This window comes from Mucilaginibacter sp. P4_D1 (assembly GCF_056401935.1).
This window is the reverse complement of record NZ_JBFUIJ010000050.1, coordinates 20,723-41,371: the sequence shown is the minus strand read 5'-3', so window position 1 is coordinate 41,371 and position 20,649 is coordinate 20,723. Positions and strand designations below refer to the sequence as shown.

23 protein-coding genes are annotated in these 20,649 nt (G+C 42.4%); 11 read left to right on the top strand and 12 right to left on the bottom strand.

Translation table 11 applies throughout. From position 1 onward, the window contains the following. Positions 1-591 precede the first annotated feature (591 nt). A complete protein-coding gene (locus AC1DV1_RS27085; protein ID WP_477366375.1) occupies positions 592-2,022 on the top strand; it encodes a tetratricopeptide repeat protein in 1,431 nt (476 codons plus the stop codon). Between the two features lie 165 nt (positions 2,023-2,187). Here the strand turns inward: AC1DV1_RS27085 and AC1DV1_RS27080 are convergent, their stop codons facing one another. The 3 genes from AC1DV1_RS27080 to AC1DV1_RS27070 all read right to left on the bottom strand — a co-directional run bounded on the left by AC1DV1_RS27080 (position 2,188) and on the right by AC1DV1_RS27070 (position 5,544). Then, entirely contained in the window at positions 2,188-2,490 is a 303-nt protein-coding gene (locus AC1DV1_RS27080; protein WP_147052186.1) for a hypothetical protein, read from the bottom strand. A 234-nt stretch (positions 2,491-2,724) separates the two neighbouring features. Beyond that, positions 2,725-3,093: a helix-turn-helix domain-containing protein gene (locus AC1DV1_RS27075; protein ID WP_147052187.1), complete on the bottom strand. Its 369-nt coding sequence runs from the start codon at positions 3,091-3,093 to the stop codon at positions 2,725-2,727. A 150-nt stretch (positions 3,094-3,243) separates the two neighbouring features. Further along, on the bottom strand, positions 3,244-5,544 hold the full coding sequence (locus AC1DV1_RS27070) for an ATP-dependent helicase (protein WP_477366372.1): 2,301 nt from the start codon (positions 5,542-5,544) through the stop codon (positions 3,244-3,246). A 461-nt stretch (positions 5,545-6,005) separates the two neighbouring features. Here AC1DV1_RS27070 and AC1DV1_RS27065 point away from each other — a divergent pair, with 461 nt between their 5' ends. Together AC1DV1_RS27065 and AC1DV1_RS27060 are read left to right on the top strand one after the other, a co-directional pair. Beyond that, a complete protein-coding gene (locus AC1DV1_RS27065) occupies positions 6,006-6,134 on the top strand; it encodes a hypothetical protein (RefSeq protein WP_477366369.1) in 129 nt (42 codons plus the stop codon). Positions 6,135-6,426: 292 nt separating this feature from the next. Further along, complete coding sequence (locus AC1DV1_RS27060) at positions 6,427-7,314, top strand: dienelactone hydrolase family protein (protein ID WP_477366366.1); 888 nt, start codon at positions 6,427-6,429, stop codon at positions 7,312-7,314. Positions 7,315-7,411: 97 nt separating this feature from the next. On the opposite strand, the gene AC1DV1_RS27055 is transcribed toward AC1DV1_RS27060, so the two are convergent. The 3 genes from AC1DV1_RS27055 to AC1DV1_RS27045 all read right to left on the bottom strand — a co-directional run bounded on the left by AC1DV1_RS27055 (position 7,412) and on the right by AC1DV1_RS27045 (position 9,772). Further along, positions 7,412-7,855: a DoxX family membrane protein gene (locus tag AC1DV1_RS27055; protein ID WP_477366363.1), complete on the bottom strand. Its 444-nt coding sequence runs from the start codon at positions 7,853-7,855 to the stop codon at positions 7,412-7,414. 82 nt (positions 7,856-7,937) lie between these two features. Beyond that, entirely contained in the window at positions 7,938-8,996 is a 1,059-nt protein-coding gene (locus tag AC1DV1_RS27050; RefSeq protein ID WP_477366360.1) for an acetylxylan esterase, read from the bottom strand. A gap of 179 nt (positions 8,997-9,175) precedes the next feature. Beyond that, positions 9,176-9,772 (bottom strand): short chain dehydrogenase, encoded by a 597-nt coding sequence (locus AC1DV1_RS27045; protein WP_477366357.1) that lies wholly within the window; start codon positions 9,770-9,772, stop codon positions 9,176-9,178. Positions 9,773-9,878: 106 nt separating this feature from the next. Here AC1DV1_RS27045 and AC1DV1_RS27040 point away from each other — a divergent pair, with 106 nt between their 5' ends. The 4 genes from AC1DV1_RS27040 (at position 9,879) to AC1DV1_RS27025 (ending at position 12,003) form a co-directional block, all read left to right on the top strand. Then, complete coding sequence (locus tag AC1DV1_RS27040) at positions 9,879-10,226, top strand: winged helix-turn-helix transcriptional regulator (RefSeq protein ID WP_477366354.1); 348 nt, start codon at positions 9,879-9,881, stop codon at positions 10,224-10,226. 86 nt (positions 10,227-10,312) lie between these two features. Next, positions 10,313-10,915: a Crp/Fnr family transcriptional regulator gene (locus AC1DV1_RS27035; protein ID WP_477366351.1), complete on the top strand. Its 603-nt coding sequence runs from the start codon at positions 10,313-10,315 to the stop codon at positions 10,913-10,915. A 47-nt stretch (positions 10,916-10,962) separates the two neighbouring features. Next, entirely contained in the window at positions 10,963-11,388 is a 426-nt protein-coding gene (locus AC1DV1_RS27030; protein ID WP_477366348.1) for a tautomerase family protein, read from the top strand. 63 nt (positions 11,389-11,451) lie between these two features. Next, positions 11,452-12,003, top strand: a complete 552-nt coding sequence (locus AC1DV1_RS27025; protein ID WP_477366345.1) for a nuclear transport factor 2 family protein — start codon at positions 11,452-11,454, stop codon at positions 12,001-12,003. A gap of 57 nt (positions 12,004-12,060) precedes the next feature. On the opposite strand, the gene AC1DV1_RS27020 is transcribed toward AC1DV1_RS27025, so the two are convergent. Continuing rightward, on the bottom strand, positions 12,061-12,492 hold the full coding sequence (locus AC1DV1_RS27020) for a DUF1801 domain-containing protein (RefSeq protein WP_477366342.1): 432 nt from the start codon (positions 12,490-12,492) through the stop codon (positions 12,061-12,063). Between the two features lie 277 nt (positions 12,493-12,769). Here AC1DV1_RS27020 and AC1DV1_RS27015 point away from each other — a divergent pair, with 277 nt between their 5' ends. From AC1DV1_RS27015 to AC1DV1_RS27005, 3 genes are all read left to right on the top strand, one after another. Then, a complete protein-coding gene (locus tag AC1DV1_RS27015; protein WP_477366339.1) occupies positions 12,770-13,219 on the top strand; it encodes a hypothetical protein in 450 nt (149 codons plus the stop codon). Positions 13,220-13,394: 175 nt separating this feature from the next. Beyond that, a complete protein-coding gene (locus AC1DV1_RS27010; protein ID WP_477366336.1) occupies positions 13,395-14,366 on the top strand; it encodes an aldo/keto reductase in 972 nt (323 codons plus the stop codon). A gap of 166 nt (positions 14,367-14,532) precedes the next feature. Beyond that, on the top strand, positions 14,533-15,336 hold the full coding sequence (locus AC1DV1_RS27005; protein WP_477366333.1) for a helix-turn-helix domain-containing protein: 804 nt from the start codon (positions 14,533-14,535) through the stop codon (positions 15,334-15,336). Positions 15,337-15,386: 50 nt separating this feature from the next. Here AC1DV1_RS27005 and AC1DV1_RS27000 read toward each other — a convergent pair whose 3' ends face one another. Continuing rightward, positions 15,387-15,800 (bottom strand): putative quinol monooxygenase, encoded by a 414-nt coding sequence (locus AC1DV1_RS27000; protein WP_477366330.1) that lies wholly within the window; start codon positions 15,798-15,800, stop codon positions 15,387-15,389. A gap of 297 nt (positions 15,801-16,097) precedes the next feature. Between AC1DV1_RS27000 and AC1DV1_RS26995 the strand changes: the two genes are divergently transcribed. Continuing rightward, the gene (locus AC1DV1_RS26995; protein WP_477366327.1) at positions 16,098-16,496 is read left to right on the top strand and encodes a protease inhibitor I42 family protein; all 399 of its coding nucleotides are present in this window, start codon (positions 16,098-16,100) and stop codon (positions 16,494-16,496) included. A gap of 89 nt (positions 16,497-16,585) precedes the next feature. Here AC1DV1_RS26995 and AC1DV1_RS26990 read toward each other — a convergent pair whose 3' ends face one another. The 4 genes from AC1DV1_RS26990 to AC1DV1_RS26975 form a co-directional block, all read right to left on the bottom strand. Continuing rightward, positions 16,586-17,464 (bottom strand): helix-turn-helix domain-containing protein, encoded by an 879-nt coding sequence (locus AC1DV1_RS26990; RefSeq protein WP_477366323.1) that lies wholly within the window; start codon positions 17,462-17,464, stop codon positions 16,586-16,588. Positions 17,465-17,479: 15 nt separating this feature from the next. Continuing rightward, complete coding sequence (locus tag AC1DV1_RS26985) at positions 17,480-18,466, bottom strand: amidohydrolase family protein (RefSeq protein WP_477366320.1); 987 nt, start codon at positions 18,464-18,466, stop codon at positions 17,480-17,482. A 132-nt stretch (positions 18,467-18,598) separates the two neighbouring features. After that, a complete protein-coding gene (locus tag AC1DV1_RS26980) occupies positions 18,599-19,618 on the bottom strand; it encodes an LLM class flavin-dependent oxidoreductase (protein ID WP_477366317.1) in 1,020 nt (339 codons plus the stop codon). A 197-nt stretch (positions 19,619-19,815) separates the two neighbouring features. Beyond that, on the bottom strand, positions 19,816-20,460 hold the full coding sequence (locus tag AC1DV1_RS26975) for a hypothetical protein (protein WP_477366314.1): 645 nt from the start codon (positions 20,458-20,460) through the stop codon (positions 19,816-19,818). Between the last annotated feature and the right edge of the window lie 189 nt (positions 20,461-20,649).

Sequence of the window (20,649 nt, the reverse complement as noted above, 5' to 3'; positions counted from 1 at the left end):
GCTACAAGCAATGTTAAGAGTGTCAATTTTTTCATATTTATAAATATTTTATATTAAAATTTTATTGTTTTAAGTATTAATTAACCATATAGATCCAACAATTAGTAAAGGCTTTTTTTGATAGCCTGTAAAAAATCTTTAGCTATATTTTATCCTTTTTCTTTTGGCAACATTTCGCAATACTTTTAAAAGTCCTTGCATTTTTGCCATCATTTTTACATATTTTATAAAAATAAATTATTAAATTTAAACACGATAACCTACAGTTATCAATAAAGCAACTTTATACTTTATCAATTATATTTAAGCAACAGGTAGCGTATTAATATCCATATAACGTTTTTCAATATTTTTCACTGCCAAAAAGCAGCATGAAGCACAATTTTTATGCTTAAAAATACTATTAAACGCACATCACAATACAAATTAATCAACTGTATATCAATCAATTAACAAGGCAAATATAGATATGTTTTTTAATTTCCAAGAAAAATCCATAAAATAATTATCAACATCTTTTTCTTTAGGATTACTGATATATTTCAGCATAATTTATAACTTTCACTTTAAATACATCGTAACAGCGCTTTAATGAAAAGAACCATCGTATTTCTTTTATATTTTTTTACCGCATTTGCCTTATACGCAAAGGATCTTGATGGGGATGCAAAGGCGGATACCAGCGAAATTATCCGCATAAATAAACAGGCGCTGGCCAATCGCTTAACCGATCCGGAGCAGACGGTTATTGATGCTACAAAGGCTATGGACCTGGCCCGCAAATTAAATTACAACAATGGCATAGCCGAGGCATACCGTGTTTTGGGCCTGGCCAATTATTATCTGGACCAACCTGAAAAATCATTCGAAAATTATTTAAGTGCCGCCACTTTTTTTGCCAAAGCCGGCAACCTGGGCGGTGAAGCCAAGGTGTACAATAACATGGGCAACCTGTACCGCGATCATGACGCCAATAAATCGCTCGATTATTTTTTTAAATCCCTGGCCATTGCCAACAAAATAAACAATGTAGATTTAATTGCTTCATTAAACCTCAATTTAGGTAACGTTTATACCCGCAAAAACAGCTACAGCCAGGCACTAAAATATTACAACAACAGCCAGGCAATTTTCAAGTCGCTGAAAGATTCGGTAAACCTGGTACAATGCGCTCAGAATATTGGCGTGGTTTATTTTAAACTTGGGCAATTTGATAAGGCGCTGGCCATGTTGCTGGAAGCCAATGCAAACGCTAAACGACAGGATTTGAACGAATCAATTGCCAGTATTGATTTAACGCTGGCATCGCTGTACATGAACCAGAAAAAATTTGATGAAGCCGAGAAAATAGTAAACGAGGGCATAAATTATACCCGGCTGGTAAAAGACCCAAAACTGGAGTACGACTACAAACATACCAGTTACGAGTTGGAATATAACCGTAAAGATTACGCCAAGGCCATGTTTTACCTGCGCGAAATATATAAAGTTGATAGCGCCACTTTTAAAACCAATACATCGGTGCAAATGAAACTGATTGAGGCCACCAGAAAGCAGGAGGAACAGGTAAAGGAGAACGAACGGATTGCCGAACGGCAGGCATACGACCGTACAAAATTTTGGGCCGTAACCATTGTTGCCGGCCTTTTACTGGTTGTTATTGGCTTGCTTTTTGGCAACGTAAAACGAAAAGCCAAAACAAATGCCCAACTTACCCTGCTTAACGGCGAAGTATCCCGGCAGAAGGATAACCTGGACCGCATAAATCACCACCTTGAAGAGATTATTGACGAGCGCACGAAAGACCTTCAAATTAAAAACCGAAAGCTCTCCGAACATTCATCTTACCTATCGCACCAGATTCGTGGGCCAATAGCAACCTTGCGCGGATTGATTAACCTGGAAAGAGAAGGCCTTGTTGACGAAAAGGAATGTATAACTATGATGGATAAATGTGTATCGGAAATTGACGAAAAGATCATCGAGATGAGCGATATGCTGCACGGGCCGGCAAGGACCTGATAAGTCAAAATTAAAAATTCAAAAGTCAAAACTAAACCTCGCGCCGGTAAATCGGAGTAAGCTATGTAAAATCAAAACGGAATTTACCTTCAGCCGCATTATAAATGCTACGCTGACGTAGCTTCAAATTGTACCCTCCCCCATCCTCAAATAAAAAGGGCTGCGTTAATTAAAATTAAAAGCCATGGGCAGTGTACTGTGTATCTGGGCTTCAAAAAGCCCCAGGTAAATACAATACCACGATATCATTTGTAGTATAAGCAACTGGCGATGCCTTTTGTAGCCTTGCGTTTCAAAAGCAATGGTATCATTGCCGGCAGTAACAAAAAACCTTACTTCGCCCTTGCTGGGCTTAAAGGTTGACCTTAACATATCAAATGCTTTAACTTTTAGCTTGCTGTTCGGATCATGAATGGTGCCGTCTTTTAAAGCTTCGTTTTTTGAAATGGATATCAGGTAGTTGGACATAACAGTATATTGTTTTTCAGGGTAAAAAACAGGCAACAATTTTTACTCCAAAAACCTAAATAACAAAGCGGTATAAACCTTTTATGTTTATACCGCTTATAAATTTTACAAAAGTTTCCTTTAGTTAAATATAATTAATCAATATTTAACATCTAAAAAACTCTTTATGAGCAAAGTGTAGCAATTACTGTATGATAAACCCAGATGTGTTAGGTTTACAACACATCTATTAAATTATACCGCCACTGCGCTTTTATTGCGCAATTCTTCATAAAGTAAAATTACCTTACGCTGCAGGTTGGCAATTTCCGCTTCACGATCAACAAGTTTTTTCTGAGCTACACTCAGGTTTGATGGAGTCAGGTCAATTTCTTCAGCATCAAGTGCAAGCAGGTTCACCACATTCAGCTCAAATATATTTGCAATTTGTTCAAGTCGCGATAAGTTGATATCCGTGACACCTGTTTCAATTTTTGAAAACGCCGGGATAGAAATACCTAACCGGTTTGCTACATCTTCCTGGCTCCAGCCATGTTGGTGGCGTAGGGTACGAATGTTTTTGCCGACAAACTTATTTGTCTTCTTTTTTGTAATCTCGCTCATTTGTGGGGTATCAATAATAAATTAGTTCAAAAACATAACCAAACGTTATGCCATTGTTAATTTACCTTAAAATATGTGTCCGTCGCACACAATAGATTGGGGACGGGAGCAAGAATGGGGAAACAATTCCACAAAATGTGGGGTTAACTGTTAGTTTATATTGTTAATTATATACAGCTTAGCAAATTTAAGTAATAGTTGTTTTTGGCCAATTTCTTTAAAAAAGATGGTTGCTTTAACATCGGGCTTGTTACCTTCCAGGCTAAGCACTTTACCAAATCCAAAACGCTCGTGTTCAACCTCCATACCTACCTGCAGGTTTGTTGTATCGGATGGTTTAAAACCAGCCGACACCACATGGGCCTTTGCCAGTATCGATGTTGTTTTTATTGGTGCCGATGTTGCCGGCTTGGGTTTCGAAAATGCGTCGGCCTGCTTATTGCCACCGCCTGTCCAGGCCTTGCGCTCGTCGTCAAAAAACGGGTTATTACTGGTGGTGGTTTTGGCACTATAATCAAGTTCCAGGTATTTGGCATCTATTTCATCTAAAAAGCGGCTTGGTTCGCAGCTAATAAGCGTTCCAAACTTAAAACGAGATGTGGCATAGCTGATGGTGAGCTTTGATTCGGCGCGCGTTACAGCCACATAAAACAGGCGGCGTTCTTCCTCCAGATCACTGCGCGAGTTGAGCGACATTTGCGATGGAAAAAGGTTTTCCTCGAGCCCGACCACGTTCACCTGCGAAAACTCAAGTCCTTTTGATGAGTGTATAGTCATCAATGACACCGTGTCGGCATCCTTATCTTTATCCTTATCATCATTGGTAAGCAGGGCAATATCCTGCATGAAAACATCCAGACCTTTCTCCTCGATGTCTTCACGTTCACTAAACTCCTTGATCCCATTCAACAGCTCCTGGATATTTTCGTAACGGTTAAGACCCTCTACGGATTTATCCTCATAGAGGTCTTTTAAAAGCCCTGAGTGCTGCGCAATATACAAAGCCGACTCATAAGCCGATTTGGTTTTAGCCAACACCTGGAAGCTTTGTATCATGGTTGCAAAGGCAGCCAGGGTTGATGGTGGTTTACCATCATAATATTTAGCAGGTTCGGCAATTACCTCCCAGGGAGTTACCTGGTGAGCATCGGCACTTACAATTATCCTATCAACACTGGTATCGCCTATGCCGCGTTTGGGGTAGTTGATAACACGTTTTAGCGCTTCCTCATCATTGGGGTTAAACGTAAGGCGGAAATAGGAAATTAAATCCTTGATCTCTTTTCGCTGATAGAATGACAAGCCCCCATAAATTTTATACGGAATACCCAACTTACGAAGGGCCTCCTCCATCGAACGGGACTGGGCGTTTGTACGATACAGGATGGCAAAGTTATTCCAGTTTTTGCCCAGGCGGCTCCTGTCTTCCATAATCGACTCGGCTACCATCTTGCCCTCTTCATTATCGCTAAAGGCACGCATGATCTTTATTTTATCGCCGGCTTCCTTCTCGCTAAAAACATTCTTTTTAAGCTGCTCCTTGTTATTGCTGATGATACTGTTGGCAACATTAACAATATTCTGGGTCGACCGGTAGTTTTGCTCCAGCTTAAACACCTTCAAATCAGGGTAATCTTTTTCAAAATTCAGGATGTTTTGAATATTTGCCCCACGGAAAGCGTAAATACTTTGCGCATCGTCACCCACAACACATAAATTCTCGTTAACGGCAGCCAGTTTTTTCACAATCAGGTATTGCGAAAAGTTGGTATCCTGGTACTCATCCACCATTAAGTATTTAAACTTATGCTGGTATTTATTCAACACATCCGGGTGCAGTTTGAGTAGTTCGTTGGTTTTGTACAGCAGATCGTCAAAATCCATGGCTCCGGCACGGAAGCACCGGGTAGCATACAGTTCGTAAATTTTACCCAACTGCCCACGCCCAGTAGCTGTATCGTCGGCCTGTATCTGCTCGTTTTTATTATACTCTCTGAAAGATATCAGGTTGTTTTTTGATGCCGAAATACGGTTAAGCACAAAGTTTACCGCGTACAGTTTATCATCAAGGTTAAGTTCCTTGATAATGGCACGCAATACGCTTTTACTATCGTCGGTATCGTAAATGGTAAAGTTGCTGGGGTAGCCGATCTTCCCGGCCTCCACGCGCAAAATTTTGGCAAATACCGAGTGAAAGGTACCCATCCAGATATTTTTGGCTTCGGGGCCAACCACATGCGTAATACGCTCGCGCATTTCGCGGGCAGCTTTGTTGGTAAATGTTAATACTAATATATTAAATGAGTCGACACCCTTACGGATAAGGTGCGCTACCCTGTAAGTGATCACCCTTGTTTTACCCGACCCGGCACCGGCAATAATCATCACCGGTCCGTCGGTTTGTTCTACCGCTGCCCTTTGTTCGGGGTTTAAACCCTGTAAATAATCCAAAATTTTTTCCTCTTTTTCTTAAAGCAGCGAAATTAAGGTTTTGTGCCGAAAGGGGAAAGTAAGATTAGTATAGAAATACTAACAATGAGTTTGGGATGTGCAGATTTCAGATTACAAATGTGCAGATGTTGCCTGATGTGGTCTGAAACCGAAATTTCTAGAATTCATCGAATTGGTTGAATTTTAAAATTCTTTAATTCGTTAAATTCAGGTTCAGACAGCATTTACACATTTGTAATCTACACATCCATAATCAGTTAACTCGATTTTTTTATTTATTCCTCTTCATTATTAACTATATATTTAATACATTCGTGTAATACATCAGCTGAAGCAAAAAAGCAGCTTAATAAATTAAAAACGTTTCTATTTTTGATATTAAAATGACATTATAATATTCAAAAATAAAAACAATTAACMTAAAAGAAACTTATCTTAATAACAATTAAAACACTGCCACTATGGAAACCAGGGAGAAAGAAAAGAACGAAGCCACTAAAGAAATGCGCGACCCTAAAACTATTAAACAGGAAAAAATCGACGCAGCGAAAGTTATTGCCAAAAGGTACAAGAAAAAGCCTTTGCTATAAACGCGCCACGCAAAAAGCCTGTTGCACTTAACCCAACGGGCTTTTTGTGTTTATAATTTAACTTTGCTTACCCCTATTTTGGCGGATGATTATATCGCATAAGTAACCTTGGCAGCGACAATTTAAATTCTTCCCATCCTATTCAGCATCTTGCTAAACTTTATTTCCAGGTGGCACATGTATTCGCACGGGCTCTATCAGCATAAATAAAACAGCCGCACGTAGCAAAGCTGTTACCAATTGAATAACAAACCATTAGCCCGAATTACTAAATTTGAACAAAACCTTTTTTATGAGCCAGATAAACAAAGATGACATTAAACAGGAAGTGTTTGACCTGTACGATGATTATGCGCACAACCGGCTTAACCGACGCGATTTTGTGCAAAGGCTATCGCTTTATGCCGTTGGCGGCTTAACTGTACCCGCGCTGATGAGTTTCCTGATGCCCGATTACCAGGGCAATGTTCAAATTAAGCCTGACGATCCGCGCTTAACGTCGGGATACATCAATTATCCATCGCCAAAAGGTGGCGGAACAATCAAAGGATTGCTATCAAAACCGGCAGACGCTAAGAATAAATTGGGTGGAGTTATCGTAGTCCATGAAAACCGTGGCCTTAACCCTTATATTGAAGATGTAGGCCGAAGAGCCGCCCTGGCAGGCTTTATTTCACTGGCGCCCGATGCACTTACGCCGCTGGGCGGCTATCCGGGTAATGACGATGCCGGCCGTGCCCTGCAAAGCAAACGCGATAAAGGCGAAATGGAAGAAGACTTTATAGCAGCTTACAATTACCTAAAAAACCATAAAGATTGTAATGGCAAAGTTGGCGTGGTAGGTTTTTGTTTCGGCGGCGGCATAGCCAATACCATGGCCGTACGTGTGCCCGATTTGGCAGCTGCCGTGCCTTTTTACGGTGCCCAGCCCGCGGTAACAGATGTACCTAAAATTAATGCACCGCTGATGCTGCATTATGCATCGCTGGATACCAGGATTACCGAAGGCTGGCCCGCCTATGAGACGGCGCTAAAAGAGAATGGTAAAAAGTACCAGGCATTTATTTACCAAAACGTAAACCATGGCTTTCATAACGACACCACACCCCGGTATGATAAAGCCGCCGCCGAACTGGCTTGGAAACGTACGATTGATTTTTTTGGGGAGCAGTTGAAATAATGAAACCGTTTAAAAACTCATCCGCGCCTATCTCCGCTGTTCGGTTTTCGATTATTGCTGCAGCAAATACTTTTAATGACATTAAAGCTTGACGGTACTATATTTTATTACCCGTAAAATCATCAATGCTCCATTTGTAACGGCCTATACCAGATAAAACCAATCCGGCGCCGGTAAAAACAAAAACGGGGTAATTAAACGGAGCTCCGATGCCTAAAAAAACAGCCATAGATAAGCCGAACGCAAGGGTCAGCAGCGCCGCTCCTAACGCTACCTGTTTAGTTTTATAACCTATTATAAGGCAAATGCCAAAAATAATTTCGGCGAGGGTGGCCAATGCTGCCATTACATTGGCCAAAGTACGGTTTAAAAAAGGTGTTAATGTATTGGTGTAATCAACAAAATGCTTCCAATCGCCCCAGGCTACTCCGGTTGATCCCTTTGGGCCCAATACGCCCAGCCTGTCCAACACCGGCAGTATAAATCCCAGTCCGAGCGCTATACGTAAAACTAATTGTGCTATTCCTGATGAGTTTTTCATTGATGATTGTTTGAAGCACCAAAGTTAAAAACTTATCCTTTCATTAACCGTTGGTTTAACTTGTAAAACCGCAAACTATAACCTACAACCATTTACTAAACCAATCCAGCGTCATTTTAAAATGTTCGGGCGTTGATGTATGAAAGAGCTTCGGCGTTACATCGCGACTAATTTTATCTGTAGCTTTTTTGGAGGCATAGGCCTGCATAGCCGATGCATAGGCAATGTTTGCGCCGGGCAATGGGCAATTAGGATCGTTCTCGGTACCAACAACCAACAACGCTCGTGGCGCCATCAGCCGAAGCATGGAAGGGCAGTCAAATTCGCCGGTAATATTGGGCAGCAATTTATCCCATACGGCTTTCACGTTGCGTTTATTTAAAACAGAATCGCCAAGGTCTTTAGCAGCTTGTAAATGCACCGACTGGATAGTCCTGGCACGCCCTTGCCATTTATCATTATCTAACGACCATTTAAAACTCTGTACCGAAATATCCAGCACAATTACCTTTATCCGCTTATCTGCCGATGCCGCAAGCCAGGTTTCCATACCGCCCATAGATATACCACCCATACCAATACGTTTTGCATCAACATCCGGCCTGCTCACCAGGTAATCCGTTACCCGCCACAAATCAAACGCGGTGTCGAATAAAAACGGGTGGGTTTGACGGGTTCTGTCCTTATTTTCCCAGGCGGCGGTGGCAGCTGCTACATACTCTGTTGAGCCATGCGCGCCGCCGGCAATGCGTTCGCCATGAAAACGGGCATCAATGGCCACGCCCATGATCCCGCGTTTGGCCAACTGATACAATATTTTTTTGTTATCCTCTTTGCGGCCGCCCGTGCCATGTAAAAAAATAACCGCCGGGCATGGCCCGGTTCCGGTAACCGGTTTGTAAATAAGCATGGGTACCCTTTCATTTTTTTCGCTGTAAATAAAACCATGCTCTATAATAACCGAATCTGTTTTGGTTACCTCAAACGCAGGATTTAACGGAACCCGCGGCCTTTCGAGCAGCTTTTTAAAATCGGTAGCCACCTTATCGGCAGGCGGATAATTTATTTGCTGTGCAAATGAAGCAAGTGAGCAAAACCACAACGCAACAGTTGGGCAAAGTATCCTGGTTTTAAACAACATAACGGAACAGATTTATGGGTACAATGTATAAAACATAGCGCTTAATATTTGTAACAATCCCATTAGATATTTATTTCAGGTATTGCAATCTTGCTCAAATGCGTTCGGCCCACGGCTGGTATTTCAGCCAGGCGCAGGCCTAACAGTGCATTTATCAATAACCAGCGCGGCAGCCCTTATTACAATACTTTATAAACCTGCCCTGTTTGGCTGCCCAGTACGCTTTTGAGGTAAGCCTGCATTACCCGGTGCATGCTAACCGGAATATGACCATGAAAATATGGGAAATAGGCCGGCGATTCTTCTACCACATCGGGCGCCACAGCATTTATGCGTACGTTGTTTTCAAGCTCGACGGCTGCTCCGCGCACAAAACCGTTTATAGCGCCGTTCATCGCGCTTAAATTGGCCCCCAACACAATCGGATCCTCGGCCAATGAGCCCGATGTTAGCGTGAACGACCCTTTCGGGTTGATGTAGTGCTGGCCTATCAATACCAGGTTAACCTGTCCCATCAGTTTGCTGTTAACTCCTATCCTGAAATCGGCATCCTTCATGCTGCCCAACGGCCCAAAATGGCCATCACCACTTGCGCAAACCAGGGCATCAAACTTGCCTGCTTGTTTGTAAAAGTTTTCTATCGATTCGGGCGAAGAGATATCTACCTGCAGGTCGCCGCTTTTTGATCCGGCCTTTATCACTTCATTGTCCTTTTGTAATGCTTCGGTAATGTGTTTTCCAATTGTGCCGGTGGCACCAACAATAATTATTTTCATAGTTGCTCTCTTTTTTTCAACAATATTAAGCCAATACTCTACTTTTGTCAAGTAATGGCACAATTGTCAAGTATTGACAAATTTGTCACTAATGTTAAATACCAATATGTTAGCAGCAGAAATAAATAAAAAATATATCGACCCGGTTTGCGATTGCCCCATAACGGCAGCCATTGGCATTGTTGGCGGCAAGTGGAAACCCGTTATTATCTGGATTTTGATAACCGGACCCAGGCGCTTTGGCGAGCTACATAAAACAATACCCGGCATAGCGTTGAAAGTTTTATCGAGGCATTTAAAAGAATTGGAAGCCGATGGTATTATAACCCGGAAAGTATATGCTCAGGTACCACCGAAGGTAGAATACACCCTCACCGAAAAAGGACAGTCGCTCAACGATGTTATGCAGCTGCTGGCCGATTGGGGCCGCAAAAACATTGTGGTAGCGGGATAAACCCGGTGATGAAATTCGCACCATATTAAAGCCATATTTGTATAATAGTTGGCAGGATGTTAATGCAGCGAAAACTAAACTTACCTTTGAATCATCTCGCAAATAGCCGTAAAATGGAACAGTTAGCCGCCTTATTTACCCAAAAATTAGGAATGAATATCAATCATTTCGAAACGTTTTGTGCCCGGCTCAAAACAAAAAACTTAAGGAAAAAAGAACATTTGATCAGCGAGGGGGCGGTATGTGATTTTATTGGTTTTGTATCATCCGGAACACTCAGGTCATATGTAAGGAATGATGAAGAGGAATTTAACAATGATTTTTATTTTGATAATGATTTTGTAAGCGCCTATACCAGTTTTTTAACCCAAACAGCCACCAATTGCAATATAGAAGCCCTAACTGACTGCACCATACATTATATCAGTTACCAAAAGCTAAATAACCTTATTGCGCAGGATAGCGCTTTTCTTAAGCTCAGCAAATATATTTCTGATACGTACTTCATCAGGAAATGTAAGCGGGAAACATCGTTTTTAAAGTATTCGGCATCACAGCGGCTTGAAAGCCTGAATTCCCTTTATCCGGGGATAGAGCAGCGGGTTTCGCAATACCATATCGCGTCTTATTTAGGTGTTAAACCCGAATCGCTCAGCCGTATCAAACTCTTAACATATATCAATAAATAAGATATGCTTTAAACTGAACTTCGTACTTCATTAATCAACATTGAAGTATGCCAATAATCAATTTAAAAATAAGCGGCCCCGAAGATCCCGTTTTAGCACAACGGCTTTCAGCCGAGATCAGCAGAATCACAAAAGATGTTTTGAACAAAAAACCTGAAGTTACGGCAGTCGCCGTATCGTTTGTTCCGGATTATCTCTGGTTTATCAATTCTATGTCCCTGGCCGAATTACAGGCAAAAAGCTTTCATCTCGACATCAAAATCACCGACTCATCCAACCTTAAAATTGATAAGGCCAATTATATTGATGCCGTACATACTGCCTTAACTACGCTTCTTGGCAATATCCACCCGGCAAGTTACACCGCCATCCAGGAAATGAAAGCAGATGCATATGGCTACAACGGCACAACTATGGAGTATAACCACATCACTAATCAAACAAAACCTAACATAGTTAGGCCAGGCGTTTAGTGTCGTATTAGTATCCCATTCGCCTGTATTTGTCACCTTTATAAATCTTATAAAATCACCCGAATGAAAATCATAAAACTCATCTCGATAATACTATTGATAACCGTACAGCAATCACATGCTCAACGGGCCACAGCCAATAAAAACGAAATAAGTACCCTTATAAACACCTACATAAAAAGCGTAATTGAAAAGGATTCCACAGCATTTTACAATTTGTTCAACGATGGCCCTGTCACCTGGTGTGCTGCCCTCAAAGACGGTTCGCAGGCCAAAGAAATAGAGCGGGGGGGAGCAAAAAAGACAGGCAGTAATTATTTTTCGGGAAGCTACAAAGGCTTTTTCAGATCATTATTCAGCTATAAAACAACCGAAGACAAGTTTGATAATATTCAAATTATTGACGATGGAACGGTTGCATCGGTAACTATGGATTATAGTTTTTGGGCCGATAATAAAATGACCAACTGGGGCAACAAATACCTGGGCCTGATAAAACGAGATGGAAAATGGAAGATCACCAGCGTTATCTATTCCCTGGAACTCATCGAATACCTTAAGCAGCCAGCACTAAAAGAACGACAAAAACTTACTGTGCCAGGTGCTGCACAATAAATTTTCAGCCGGGATGCTCACAGCATGAAGCTTACAGGTAATATCCCGGTTTGAAATTCAACTTTCACTTGTAGCTGCAACGCCATATTGTATTGCGGCTGCAAGTATATCAAGGTTTATATGTTTTACCGTTTTAAACTTAATGCAATAACCGGTCACGCTGGCCTTGCCCAATGTTTTTCCATACGTTTGGGCTAAGTATGTTTTATCCTTAATGCCGAGGATATAAACAGAGATTCCGGTTGTGTTTGCGCTCAGGCCAATCTGATAAAACTCCCTGGTTTTGCCATCAGCATATTTTATGGTGTAAGATCCATAGCCTATGTTAGGATTTGAAACCGTTTTATTTTCACTGTCTTTACCATCAAGAAACCATAGTTTGCATCCCGGTAATACCTGAAGTATAAACTCATGCAACTCTTGCATTTCGCCACGTTTCTGTTCGGGCTGGCTGCCGATATACGTTTTGATTTGTTCTTGTATGTTCATATCAAATATTGAATTATGGGTTTATTAATTCAGCTTTTTTAAAGCTCGCTTTGTTTTTGGTCATTCACCAATTCGCTTCTTTTACGTTTCTTCGAAAGTAACTTCCGCTTTGCTTTGGTTCACCATTCAAATTTCAAACTGGTAAAAACTACCAGCTTACAAGCCTTATATTTTTTAAAAAACTTTCGCTTATTCAGGCAGACTAAAAAAAGTTAAATAGCTTAAATTGCGTTAACAGATTTCTCAAGCCGCTATAAACCAAATCTAAGCTTAACAGATGAAAAATCCCGAAAAAAATACAGAGTCATTTATTCACACAGTTATCCGCACCATCATTACTGCAACTATAATTGCCATCATTTTGAATTGGTTGCACGTATTCCCATCCGGCGGAAAAAGTAAACTTGTGCTGTTTGAAATGATTTGGGCGGTAGTCTTTCTCATTGTTTTTGGTGGGCATTGGCTGGAGTTATTATTCATCAACCGTATAAAATTCTCCTTACCCCCAAATATGCTATCGCTGTATTTTATAAGAATTGTTTACTGGTTTGTATGCGCTGCCCCCCTATTTTTTGCAGCAAATTTAATTGCTGATTTATTTTCGCCCAAAACAGTGCAGATGGGCCGCTGGTGGATGTTTGGCTTTTTTTATATCGGCATTCAACTGCTGATGCATGCTATTATGCAGGTAAGGTTTAAAAAGAGTTTTTATAACTGTGTTTACTAACGGCTTTTATAATTACTGAACCGCCAACTAGCCTGGGGCGCTATATTCTGGCTAAATCACTAATATAGATACCCCCGGATCTTGAGCCATACAGGCAAGTAAATTGAGCCGTAAAAGACATAGGCCTTAGGATATTAAGCAGATATTTGTATTGTTAAAAGATAAAATATCAGCTATGAAAAACATAACAAAAATAAACCTTGGCAACAATGGGCCGCTTGTTTCTAAACTCGGCTTAGGCTGCATGCGCATGTCGTCAGTTTGGGGCGGACCGGTTAATGACGAAAGCGAAAGTATTGCAACCATTCAAGCGGCATTAGATAACGGGATTAATTTCCTGAACACCGGCGATTTTTACGGCAGCGGCCATAACGAGCTGTTAGTAGGCAAAGCAATAAAAGGTCGAAGGGACGACGCGTTTATCAGTGTTAAATTTGGCGCTATCTTCTATAACGGCCAATGGATAGGGTTAGATCTGCGCCCTGCAGCTATCAAAAACTTCATCAACTATTCGTTAGTGCGTTTAGGTATCGATACCATCGACCTTTATCAGCCTTGCAGGCTTGACAACAGCGTTCCGGTAGAAGATGTGATAGGCACCGTTGCCGACATGATTAAAGAAGGCAAGGTGCGCTACCTTGGCGTTTCGGAAATAACTGCAGATCAGTTGCGCAAAGCCAACAGTGTACACCCGGTAACGGCGCTGGAAATAGGTTATTCATTAGCCGACCGCCAGATAGAAACCGACCTACTGCCCGCAGCCAAAGAACTGGGCATTGGCATAGTAGCCTTTGCCAACACCGCCGAAGGCTTGCTTACCGGCGAAATGAAGGCACCACTTGCCGCCAATGATTACCACAATCACTTCTCGCGTTTCCAGGGAGATAACCTGGTAAAAAACCTGGAGAAGGTGGAGGTATTGAAAACAATGGCCAGGGAAAAAGGGGCCACCCCCACCCAATTGGCTATAGCCTGGGTGAATGTACAAGGCAATCACATTATGCCGTTGGTAAGCATGAGCCGCAGAACCCGCCTGCCAGAGAACATGCAAGCCATGGAGATTGAATTTACTCCGGCAGAAATGGATGCCCTTAATACCCAGTTTTCGCCGGGCGCTATACTTGGCGGTACATACCTGCAACGATAACATGGGCTGCTCATAAAGGAACTATTGAAATATCGAACACTGAATGTCCAATATCGAATAACGAAGAAAACACTTCGGTGTTGGACGTTYGACATTCAGTGTTCGATATTATTTTTTTGCTTAATAAGGTTTGCCATAAGCCCCGCCCGTTTTATATCTTTATATAATGACAAATCCAACCGAAATAATACCAGGCGTTCTCTTTTATTCCTACCTCTCTACCAGGCAAAAGCATCGGGTGGGATTTCTGTCGCACAACACCCTGGTGTTGCAGGTTTCCGGGCAATTTACTTTGGAAACCGCCGGCCAAAAAATCTCGATGAAGCGTGGCGAAATGTTGCTGATAGGCAAAAATCAGCTGGGCCAAATCACCAAAACCCCGCTGCCCGATGAAGATTATGAAACGATAGTGATTTCGCTTCAGGAAGAATTACTGCGAAAGATAGCCATGGAGGAACAGATAGACATACAGCATAAATACACCGGCCCTTCCAACATCCTTATCCCGGCAAACGATTTTCTGCAAGGATATTTTCAATCTGTAATACCCTATGTACGGAACCCGGCAGAAAAGTTGACTACTGAGTTGGGCATTTTAAAAGTAAATGAGGGGGTAAAGCTGCTGCTGCATATTATGCCCGAGCTTAGGAACTTTCTGTTCGACTTCTCAGAACCTTATAAGATCGACCTGCAAAAATTCATGCTCAGCAATTTTCATTTTAACCTTCCTGTCGAAAAATTTGCGCAACTAACCGGGCGAAGTCTCGCCGGGTTCAAGCGCGACTTCCAGAAAACTTTTGGCATGGCGCCCCGGCATTGGCTACAGGAAAAAAGGCTGACGGAAGCCCGTCATCTCATAGAAACAAAAAACAAAAGGCCATCTGCCATTTACCTCGACCTTGGTTTTGAAAGCCTCTCCCACTTCTCGCATTCTTTTAAGAAAATGTTTGGCAAGGCGCCCACCGGGTAGCAGCAGTATCTGTTGCTTTTTATTTGATTACCAGGTTTTGCCCACTATTACTAATCTTTATTTTCAATTAAGGCGGGCCTTATCTCTATTGCAATGGGTGCTACCTCAATCAGCTCCAGCGATTTTACCATTTTCAATGTCCCGTTTTTATATTTCAAAAAATGTGGCGTTTTTAAATGGGCCTGGTAAGCCTCTTCATTCGCGTATATTTCAAAAACGGTAACCTTAGTGGGATTCGCCTTATCATAAACAGCCTGTAAAGCAAGCACTCCGGGCTCAACCCTTACCGCGTTTTTTGCATGCTCGGCAAGCGCCAATTTGTATTCATCCAGGTAGGCGGGATAAATTTCAATCCTGGCAATCCTTACCTTTCTTTCGCCCTGCTGCGCAGCTGCCGAATTTAACCCTACAGTGAGCATAATGCTTAAAATAAATAATACAAAAATTGAATGCGTTGTTTTCATATGATATGATTCTTTCAGGTGATACCTTATTCAGTTTCAGTCTGGCTAAGTTAGCAGGTTGCTCTTACGTAAAGTATATTTAACAGTTTCTTTCAACTAATGTGTTATACGAACACCAATTTGGCTAGGTTATCATGCCTTGCGGTCGCCGGATTCCGAAATTGTACATTATCGACAGCAGGCTTGCAATAATTTTATGCATAACTGTAGCGTTTAGCACGCAAGCTACGTTATATAATAATTAGTAGTTATTTAATAATTACCTTTATATTTATTAATCAATAAACTAAACTTATCATGAAGTTAATTTACAAGTGTATATGTATCATAGCTTGCCTGGCCATAATGAGTTGCCATAAAGATAAAAACACCGGCGACAGCGCCGCTAAGCAACTAACCTCAACTGATTCGGGCAGCACAACCTCGGTTAGTATGGGCCAAACCATTTCTTTAACCTTAGGCAATCCCGGCGATGGTGGCTACCAGTTTAATGACCCTAAATACAATACCGCGGTATTAACATTGGTGAGCCATCAGCAAAATGTAGGTGTACATGCTGGCTTGATTGGCGATTTTGGCAAAGACATCTGGACGTTTACCGCAAAAGGAAGCGGCACAACTACCCTAGAAGTAACCGCCCACCGCGGCAGTACCGAGATTATATCGATGTTCTCAAACCAAATTGTCGTAAAATAAAATCCATTATAACAATAATGGCGGCGCATAATTACTGCCGTTTATAGTTTGTATGAGTCGCCATTATCAGGACTACTGGCTTTACGCAACTATAATTGAAACAGCGGATGCGGCACTAAAGGCCTGCGGTTGAGCATCCTGAATTTCAATGGGGATACCCCAGCTGCCTTGCGAAAAAAACGAATAAAATAGGCATAATCCGAATAACCCAATTCATGGGCTATTTGCTTTACACCGGCGTCGCTGTAAAATAACAGGCGCTTTGCTTCGCTGAATATTTCCTGCCGGATCAAATCGCTTACGGTTGAACCGGTTACTTTTTTAGCTGCTTCATTTAAATAACCCGGCGAAACATTAAGCCTGGACGCATAGGCTGAGGGGCTTTTTATTGTATGACTTTGTGCGCTAAGTAAAATCTTAAATTGACGCACCAGCTCTACAGACCGGGTATGTTTACTCCCCGTAACGTCTACAATATGATAGGTACTGGCCGCCATAGCCAAAAACGATTGGGCCAGGGTGTGGATAACAGGCCGGTAATACAAATCATGCTGCCGCGCAATAAACTCTTCATGTAGCAAGCTCAACAATTTTGAATATTGCTTTAATTCGTAATCCGTTAAGGTAAGCGGGAACTGTACATTTAAAACGTTCTCAAAAACGGCCCTCAAATCCGGCGGAATTATTGAAGTGTCTACTGCCAGGAACCACCCTTCAGCGCCATCGGTTTTTATCCGGTAATGAACCTGCGAGGGTAATATATAGTAAAGCTGCCGGGCCGTTACAACAATTTCGTGCAAATCAACCACCAATGCTCCGGAACCATTGGTAAGCAGAAAAAAAATATAATGATCGTCGCGGTGAGCTATTTCCGTGTTGTTTTGCTGCGTATCCTCGGGGCCAAAAAGTTTGATCTGCAGGCCTGCGCCCGTTTTCTTTTGCAACTGATCTACCGGTATGCTTTTCATCAAACAAAAATACCGTTATATCTTCAAGTTCAGTAGCTTGTCTGCATTCCCGTGAGCTATCTTTGCTTTCTGCTCATCAGGAAGTTCAATTGCATTTAAAAATTCAGTCCCCTGTTCGTTGGTACTGAAGGGGTAATCTACAGAAAACATGATATTATCAATGCCAAAAGTATCTAAAGCAATTTTTAATGGCGGCTGCGAAAAAAAACCACTTGTTGTAATATAAACCTGGTCACGAAAAGTATCGGTTAGCGTTCGTTGATTGGCGCCCCCTGACCCGGGTTTAAATGCCCGCTCTGCCCTTGCCATTATCATTGGCAGCATTTCGCCCATATGGCCAATAATTAATTTTAGCTTAGGGTACTTATCAAAAATCCCCGCAAAAAGCAACCGTAAAACATGTAGTGCCGTTTCCGAGTGCCATCCCCATCCGTAACAAGCTAAAGCTTCAGCTATGCCCGAATAATTTGGTAAGCCACTATAGTATATATCGGCTACACCTTTTGGCGGTAGGCCGGGGTGAAGATAAATTGGAACGTCCAGCCTTTCGGCTCGTTCAAATATCGGTGCAAATTCCGGTTGATCTAAAAATTTATCATGTGTAAGCCCCCTGATCATGGCGCCGCGAAAATGATATTCGTCTACAACGCGTTCTAATTCATCGGCCGCAGCGGCTGGAGCCGTTGTAGGTAGATGGGCGAAAGCCGTAAACCTGTTCCCGAAACCGGCAATCCTCGTGGCAATCAAATCATTATATTGCTTTGCAAAAGCCGGCCCGTCTGCCGGGCTCAACAAATTTGCGCCCGAACTATCAACAGAGAGCACCTGCATCGTAATACCATTGGCATCCATGGATTTTAAACGTTCGCCGGTTATATCGGCTAATTTTGGGGCCAGCCGATGCATAACTTCCGATTTACCAAAACCACCCAATGCTTGTTTGGGGATTTTATCGGCCATTTCCGGTAAAGAAATATGTTCCTCAAGTGTAACTATCCGCATATCAAATTGCTAATTAAATATTACAAAGAAACACACCCGACAGATAAACAACAATGCACCATTGATGGCAGTAACAGGACTATTCAGGGATAATCATAATTATTGGCGATGCCGGGTTGCGTCGCAATTGCGCTAATTGCCATTAACCAGCGGGATAACCTTTTTGCCAATCAATTCAATAGAACTCATTAACTGCGCATGCGTTAACCCGGCATTATCCATCTGGAAGGTAAACCTATCTACCCCGCCTAATGCTTCGCTATGGCGCAGCAGTTTTTCGGCCACCGTTTCCGGGTCGCCTAACACCAATACTCCTTTTGATGCCGATACGCTGTCAAATTGTGCTTTGGTTACAGGCGGCCATCCGCGCTCTTTACCCAGTTTAGTCCAAAGTTCCACATAGCCGGGGTAATAATCGGCAATGGCTTGTTCATTGGTGGCGGCCACATAACCCGGCGAATGAAGGCCCACTTTCAATTGTTCAGGGCTGAACCCTGCCCTGCGGCCGGCCTCGCGGTAATGATCAACCAGGGGCCTAAACCGGTGCGTTTCGCCGCCAATAACGGCAACCATCAATGGCAGCCCCAGGGTACCTGCCCGTGCGAACGATTCGGGCGTACCGCCCACGCCTAACCATACCGGCAGCTTTTGCTGTAAGGCCCTTGGATAAACCGGCAAATCGGCTAATGGTGCGCGAAACCTGCCCGACCAGGTCACAAATTCATTATCTCTGACTTTAAGCAGTAAATCCAGCTTCTCCTTAAATAACGCGTCATAGTCATTCAGGCTAAAACCAAATAAAGGATAGGCTTCAACAGATGAGCCGCGACCAACCACCATTTCGGCACGACCTTTAGAAACCAGATCCAGCGTGGCAAAACTCTGGTACACGCGTACCGGGTCGGCAGCACTTAACACGGTAACTGCGCTTGTAAGTTTAATACGTTTGGTACGCGCGGCGGCGGCGGCAAGGATCACCGCTGTAGCCGAATCCAGGAACTCCTTTTTATGATGTTCGCCAATGCCAAAAACATCCAGCCCCACCTCATCGGCAAATGCAATACGATCAAGCAATTGCTCCATCGCGTCAACACTGCTCAACTCATTACTGCCGTACATCGCCGAGGCGAAACTATCTATTCCAATTTCCATTGTTTACTTTGAATTAAATGTTACAACATTTAATTCAAAGGTCGGAAGTAATTTGATTTTAAGCAAGTGAGCAATAGCTATTAAGTGTCTGATTTATGACATAAGTTTTAAAACGAACAAAGCCTTTAATCTTTCAATCAAAGGCTTTTTTAGTATACCATCTCAGCCCTACGATATTTAACCGTAAAGGGGGCATGTTAAATCTCGGAAACCGTAAATTCTGTTCTTACCGAAGCAGGAAATTGAGTACTAATACTAACATCCTCATCGCATACCAGCGGATTGGTAAAGTCGACGCTTGCACCCCCCCTAACTTCTCCATTCATCTTTATAACCTCCTCGTGATGCCCTGTAACCGTGTAGGTACTTTTGAGCTGCCACCACATATAAGATGCCCGTGGATCACGTGTTTTGGCATTGAAGGTCTTCTTTTTAGTAACCACCTCGGCAAGTGTCACTTCTGCCGAAAGCTCCAGGGTCAGCTTTGCACCTATATCTATAAACGAAGCCACTTTTAAACCAAGCGAAGCCGAAAATTCCTCGCGGGCGCCAACACTTAACGCCACACCAATGCTTACCGACTCTTCCTGTGAGAAAGGCGTATCAGGCGTAATAGTGCAACTGTTTACACGTACCCATTGTTGCTTGAATTCCAATTGCTGCTTGGTAAGCCGCTTTTCTATAACAATCTTAACGCCCGGCATCTGGACTTCCTTTATAATTGTGGTTTGATCGGGCACAGGTATTTTCATAATTACCTTCGCAGGCGGCGGAAGCGGAAAGTCATTAATTCCGTTGGGGGCTGGTGGATCCGGCAATAATTTAATTGTTGGCATTGTCATAATCTAAAGTTTTTAAGTTGCCGCAAAGTAGCGTGTTGCCATTTTTCACAACAGGGTTAAAAACACCTTTTTGTAGGATAGGAAAAGGGTTTTATCAAGGTGCTGTAAACCTTGTGGTAGGTTTTTGTCGGCGTATCTGTTCGGAGTTTTAAAGGGATAAAAAAGAAATACGGTTTAAATTTGAGCTAA

What these genes read in the sequence shown, in the direction of transcription:
- AC1DV1_RS27085 (WP_477366375.1), top strand. Translation starts at nt 592, where the DNA reads ATGAAAAGAACCATCGTATTTCTTTTATATTTTTTTACCGCATTTGCC.
- AC1DV1_RS27080 (WP_147052186.1), bottom strand. Translation starts at nt 2,490, where the DNA reads ATGTCCAACTACCTGATATCCATTTCAAAAAACGAAGCTTTAAAAGAC.
- AC1DV1_RS27075 (WP_147052187.1), bottom strand. Translation starts at nt 3,093, where the DNA reads ATGAGCGAGATTACAAAAAAGAAGACAAATAAGTTTGTCGGCAAAAAC.
- AC1DV1_RS27065 (WP_477366369.1), top strand. Translation starts at nt 6,006, where the DNA reads ATGGAAACCAGGGAGAAAGAAAAGAACGAAGCCACTAAAGAAATGCGC.
- AC1DV1_RS27060 (WP_477366366.1), top strand. Translation starts at nt 6,427, where the DNA reads ATGAGCCAGATAAACAAAGATGACATTAAACAGGAAGTGTTTGACCTG.
- AC1DV1_RS27055 (WP_477366363.1), bottom strand. Translation starts at nt 7,855, where the DNA reads ATGAAAAACTCATCAGGAATAGCACAATTAGTTTTACGTATAGCGCTC.
- AC1DV1_RS27050 (WP_477366360.1), bottom strand. Translation starts at nt 8,996, where the DNA reads ATGTTGTTTAAAACCAGGATACTTTGCCCAACTGTTGCGTTGTGGTTT.
- AC1DV1_RS27045 (WP_477366357.1), bottom strand. Translation starts at nt 9,772, where the DNA reads ATGAAAATAATTATTGTTGGTGCCACCGGCACAATTGGAAAACACATT.
- AC1DV1_RS27040 (WP_477366354.1), top strand. Translation starts at nt 9,879, where the DNA reads ATGTTAGCAGCAGAAATAAATAAAAAATATATCGACCCGGTTTGCGAT.
- AC1DV1_RS27030 (WP_477366348.1), top strand. Translation starts at nt 10,963, where the DNA reads ATGCCAATAATCAATTTAAAAATAAGCGGCCCCGAAGATCCCGTTTTA.
- AC1DV1_RS27025 (WP_477366345.1), top strand. Translation starts at nt 11,452, where the DNA reads ATGAAAATCATAAAACTCATCTCGATAATACTATTGATAACCGTACAG.
- AC1DV1_RS27020 (WP_477366342.1), bottom strand. Translation starts at nt 12,492, where the DNA reads ATGAACATACAAGAACAAATCAAAACGTATATCGGCAGCCAGCCCGAA.
- AC1DV1_RS27015 (WP_477366339.1), top strand. Translation starts at nt 12,770, where the DNA reads ATGAAAAATCCCGAAAAAAATACAGAGTCATTTATTCACACAGTTATC.
- AC1DV1_RS27010 (WP_477366336.1), top strand. Translation starts at nt 13,395, where the DNA reads ATGAAAAACATAACAAAAATAAACCTTGGCAACAATGGGCCGCTTGTT.
- AC1DV1_RS27005 (WP_477366333.1), top strand. Translation starts at nt 14,533, where the DNA reads ATGACAAATCCAACCGAAATAATACCAGGCGTTCTCTTTTATTCCTAC.
- AC1DV1_RS27000 (WP_477366330.1), bottom strand. Translation starts at nt 15,800, where the DNA reads ATGAAAACAACGCATTCAATTTTTGTATTATTTATTTTAAGCATTATG.
- AC1DV1_RS26995 (WP_477366327.1), top strand. Translation starts at nt 16,098, where the DNA reads ATGAAGTTAATTTACAAGTGTATATGTATCATAGCTTGCCTGGCCATA.
- AC1DV1_RS26990 (WP_477366323.1), bottom strand. Translation starts at nt 17,464, where the DNA reads ATGAAAAGCATACCGGTAGATCAGTTGCAAAAGAAAACGGGCGCAGGC.
- AC1DV1_RS26985 (WP_477366320.1), bottom strand. Translation starts at nt 18,466, where the DNA reads ATGCGGATAGTTACACTTGAGGAACATATTTCTTTACCGGAAATGGCC.
- AC1DV1_RS26980 (WP_477366317.1), bottom strand. Translation starts at nt 19,618, where the DNA reads ATGGAAATTGGAATAGATAGTTTCGCCTCGGCGATGTACGGCAGTAAT.
- AC1DV1_RS26975 (WP_477366314.1), bottom strand. Translation starts at nt 20,460, where the DNA reads ATGACAATGCCAACAATTAAATTATTGCCGGATCCACCAGCCCCCAAC.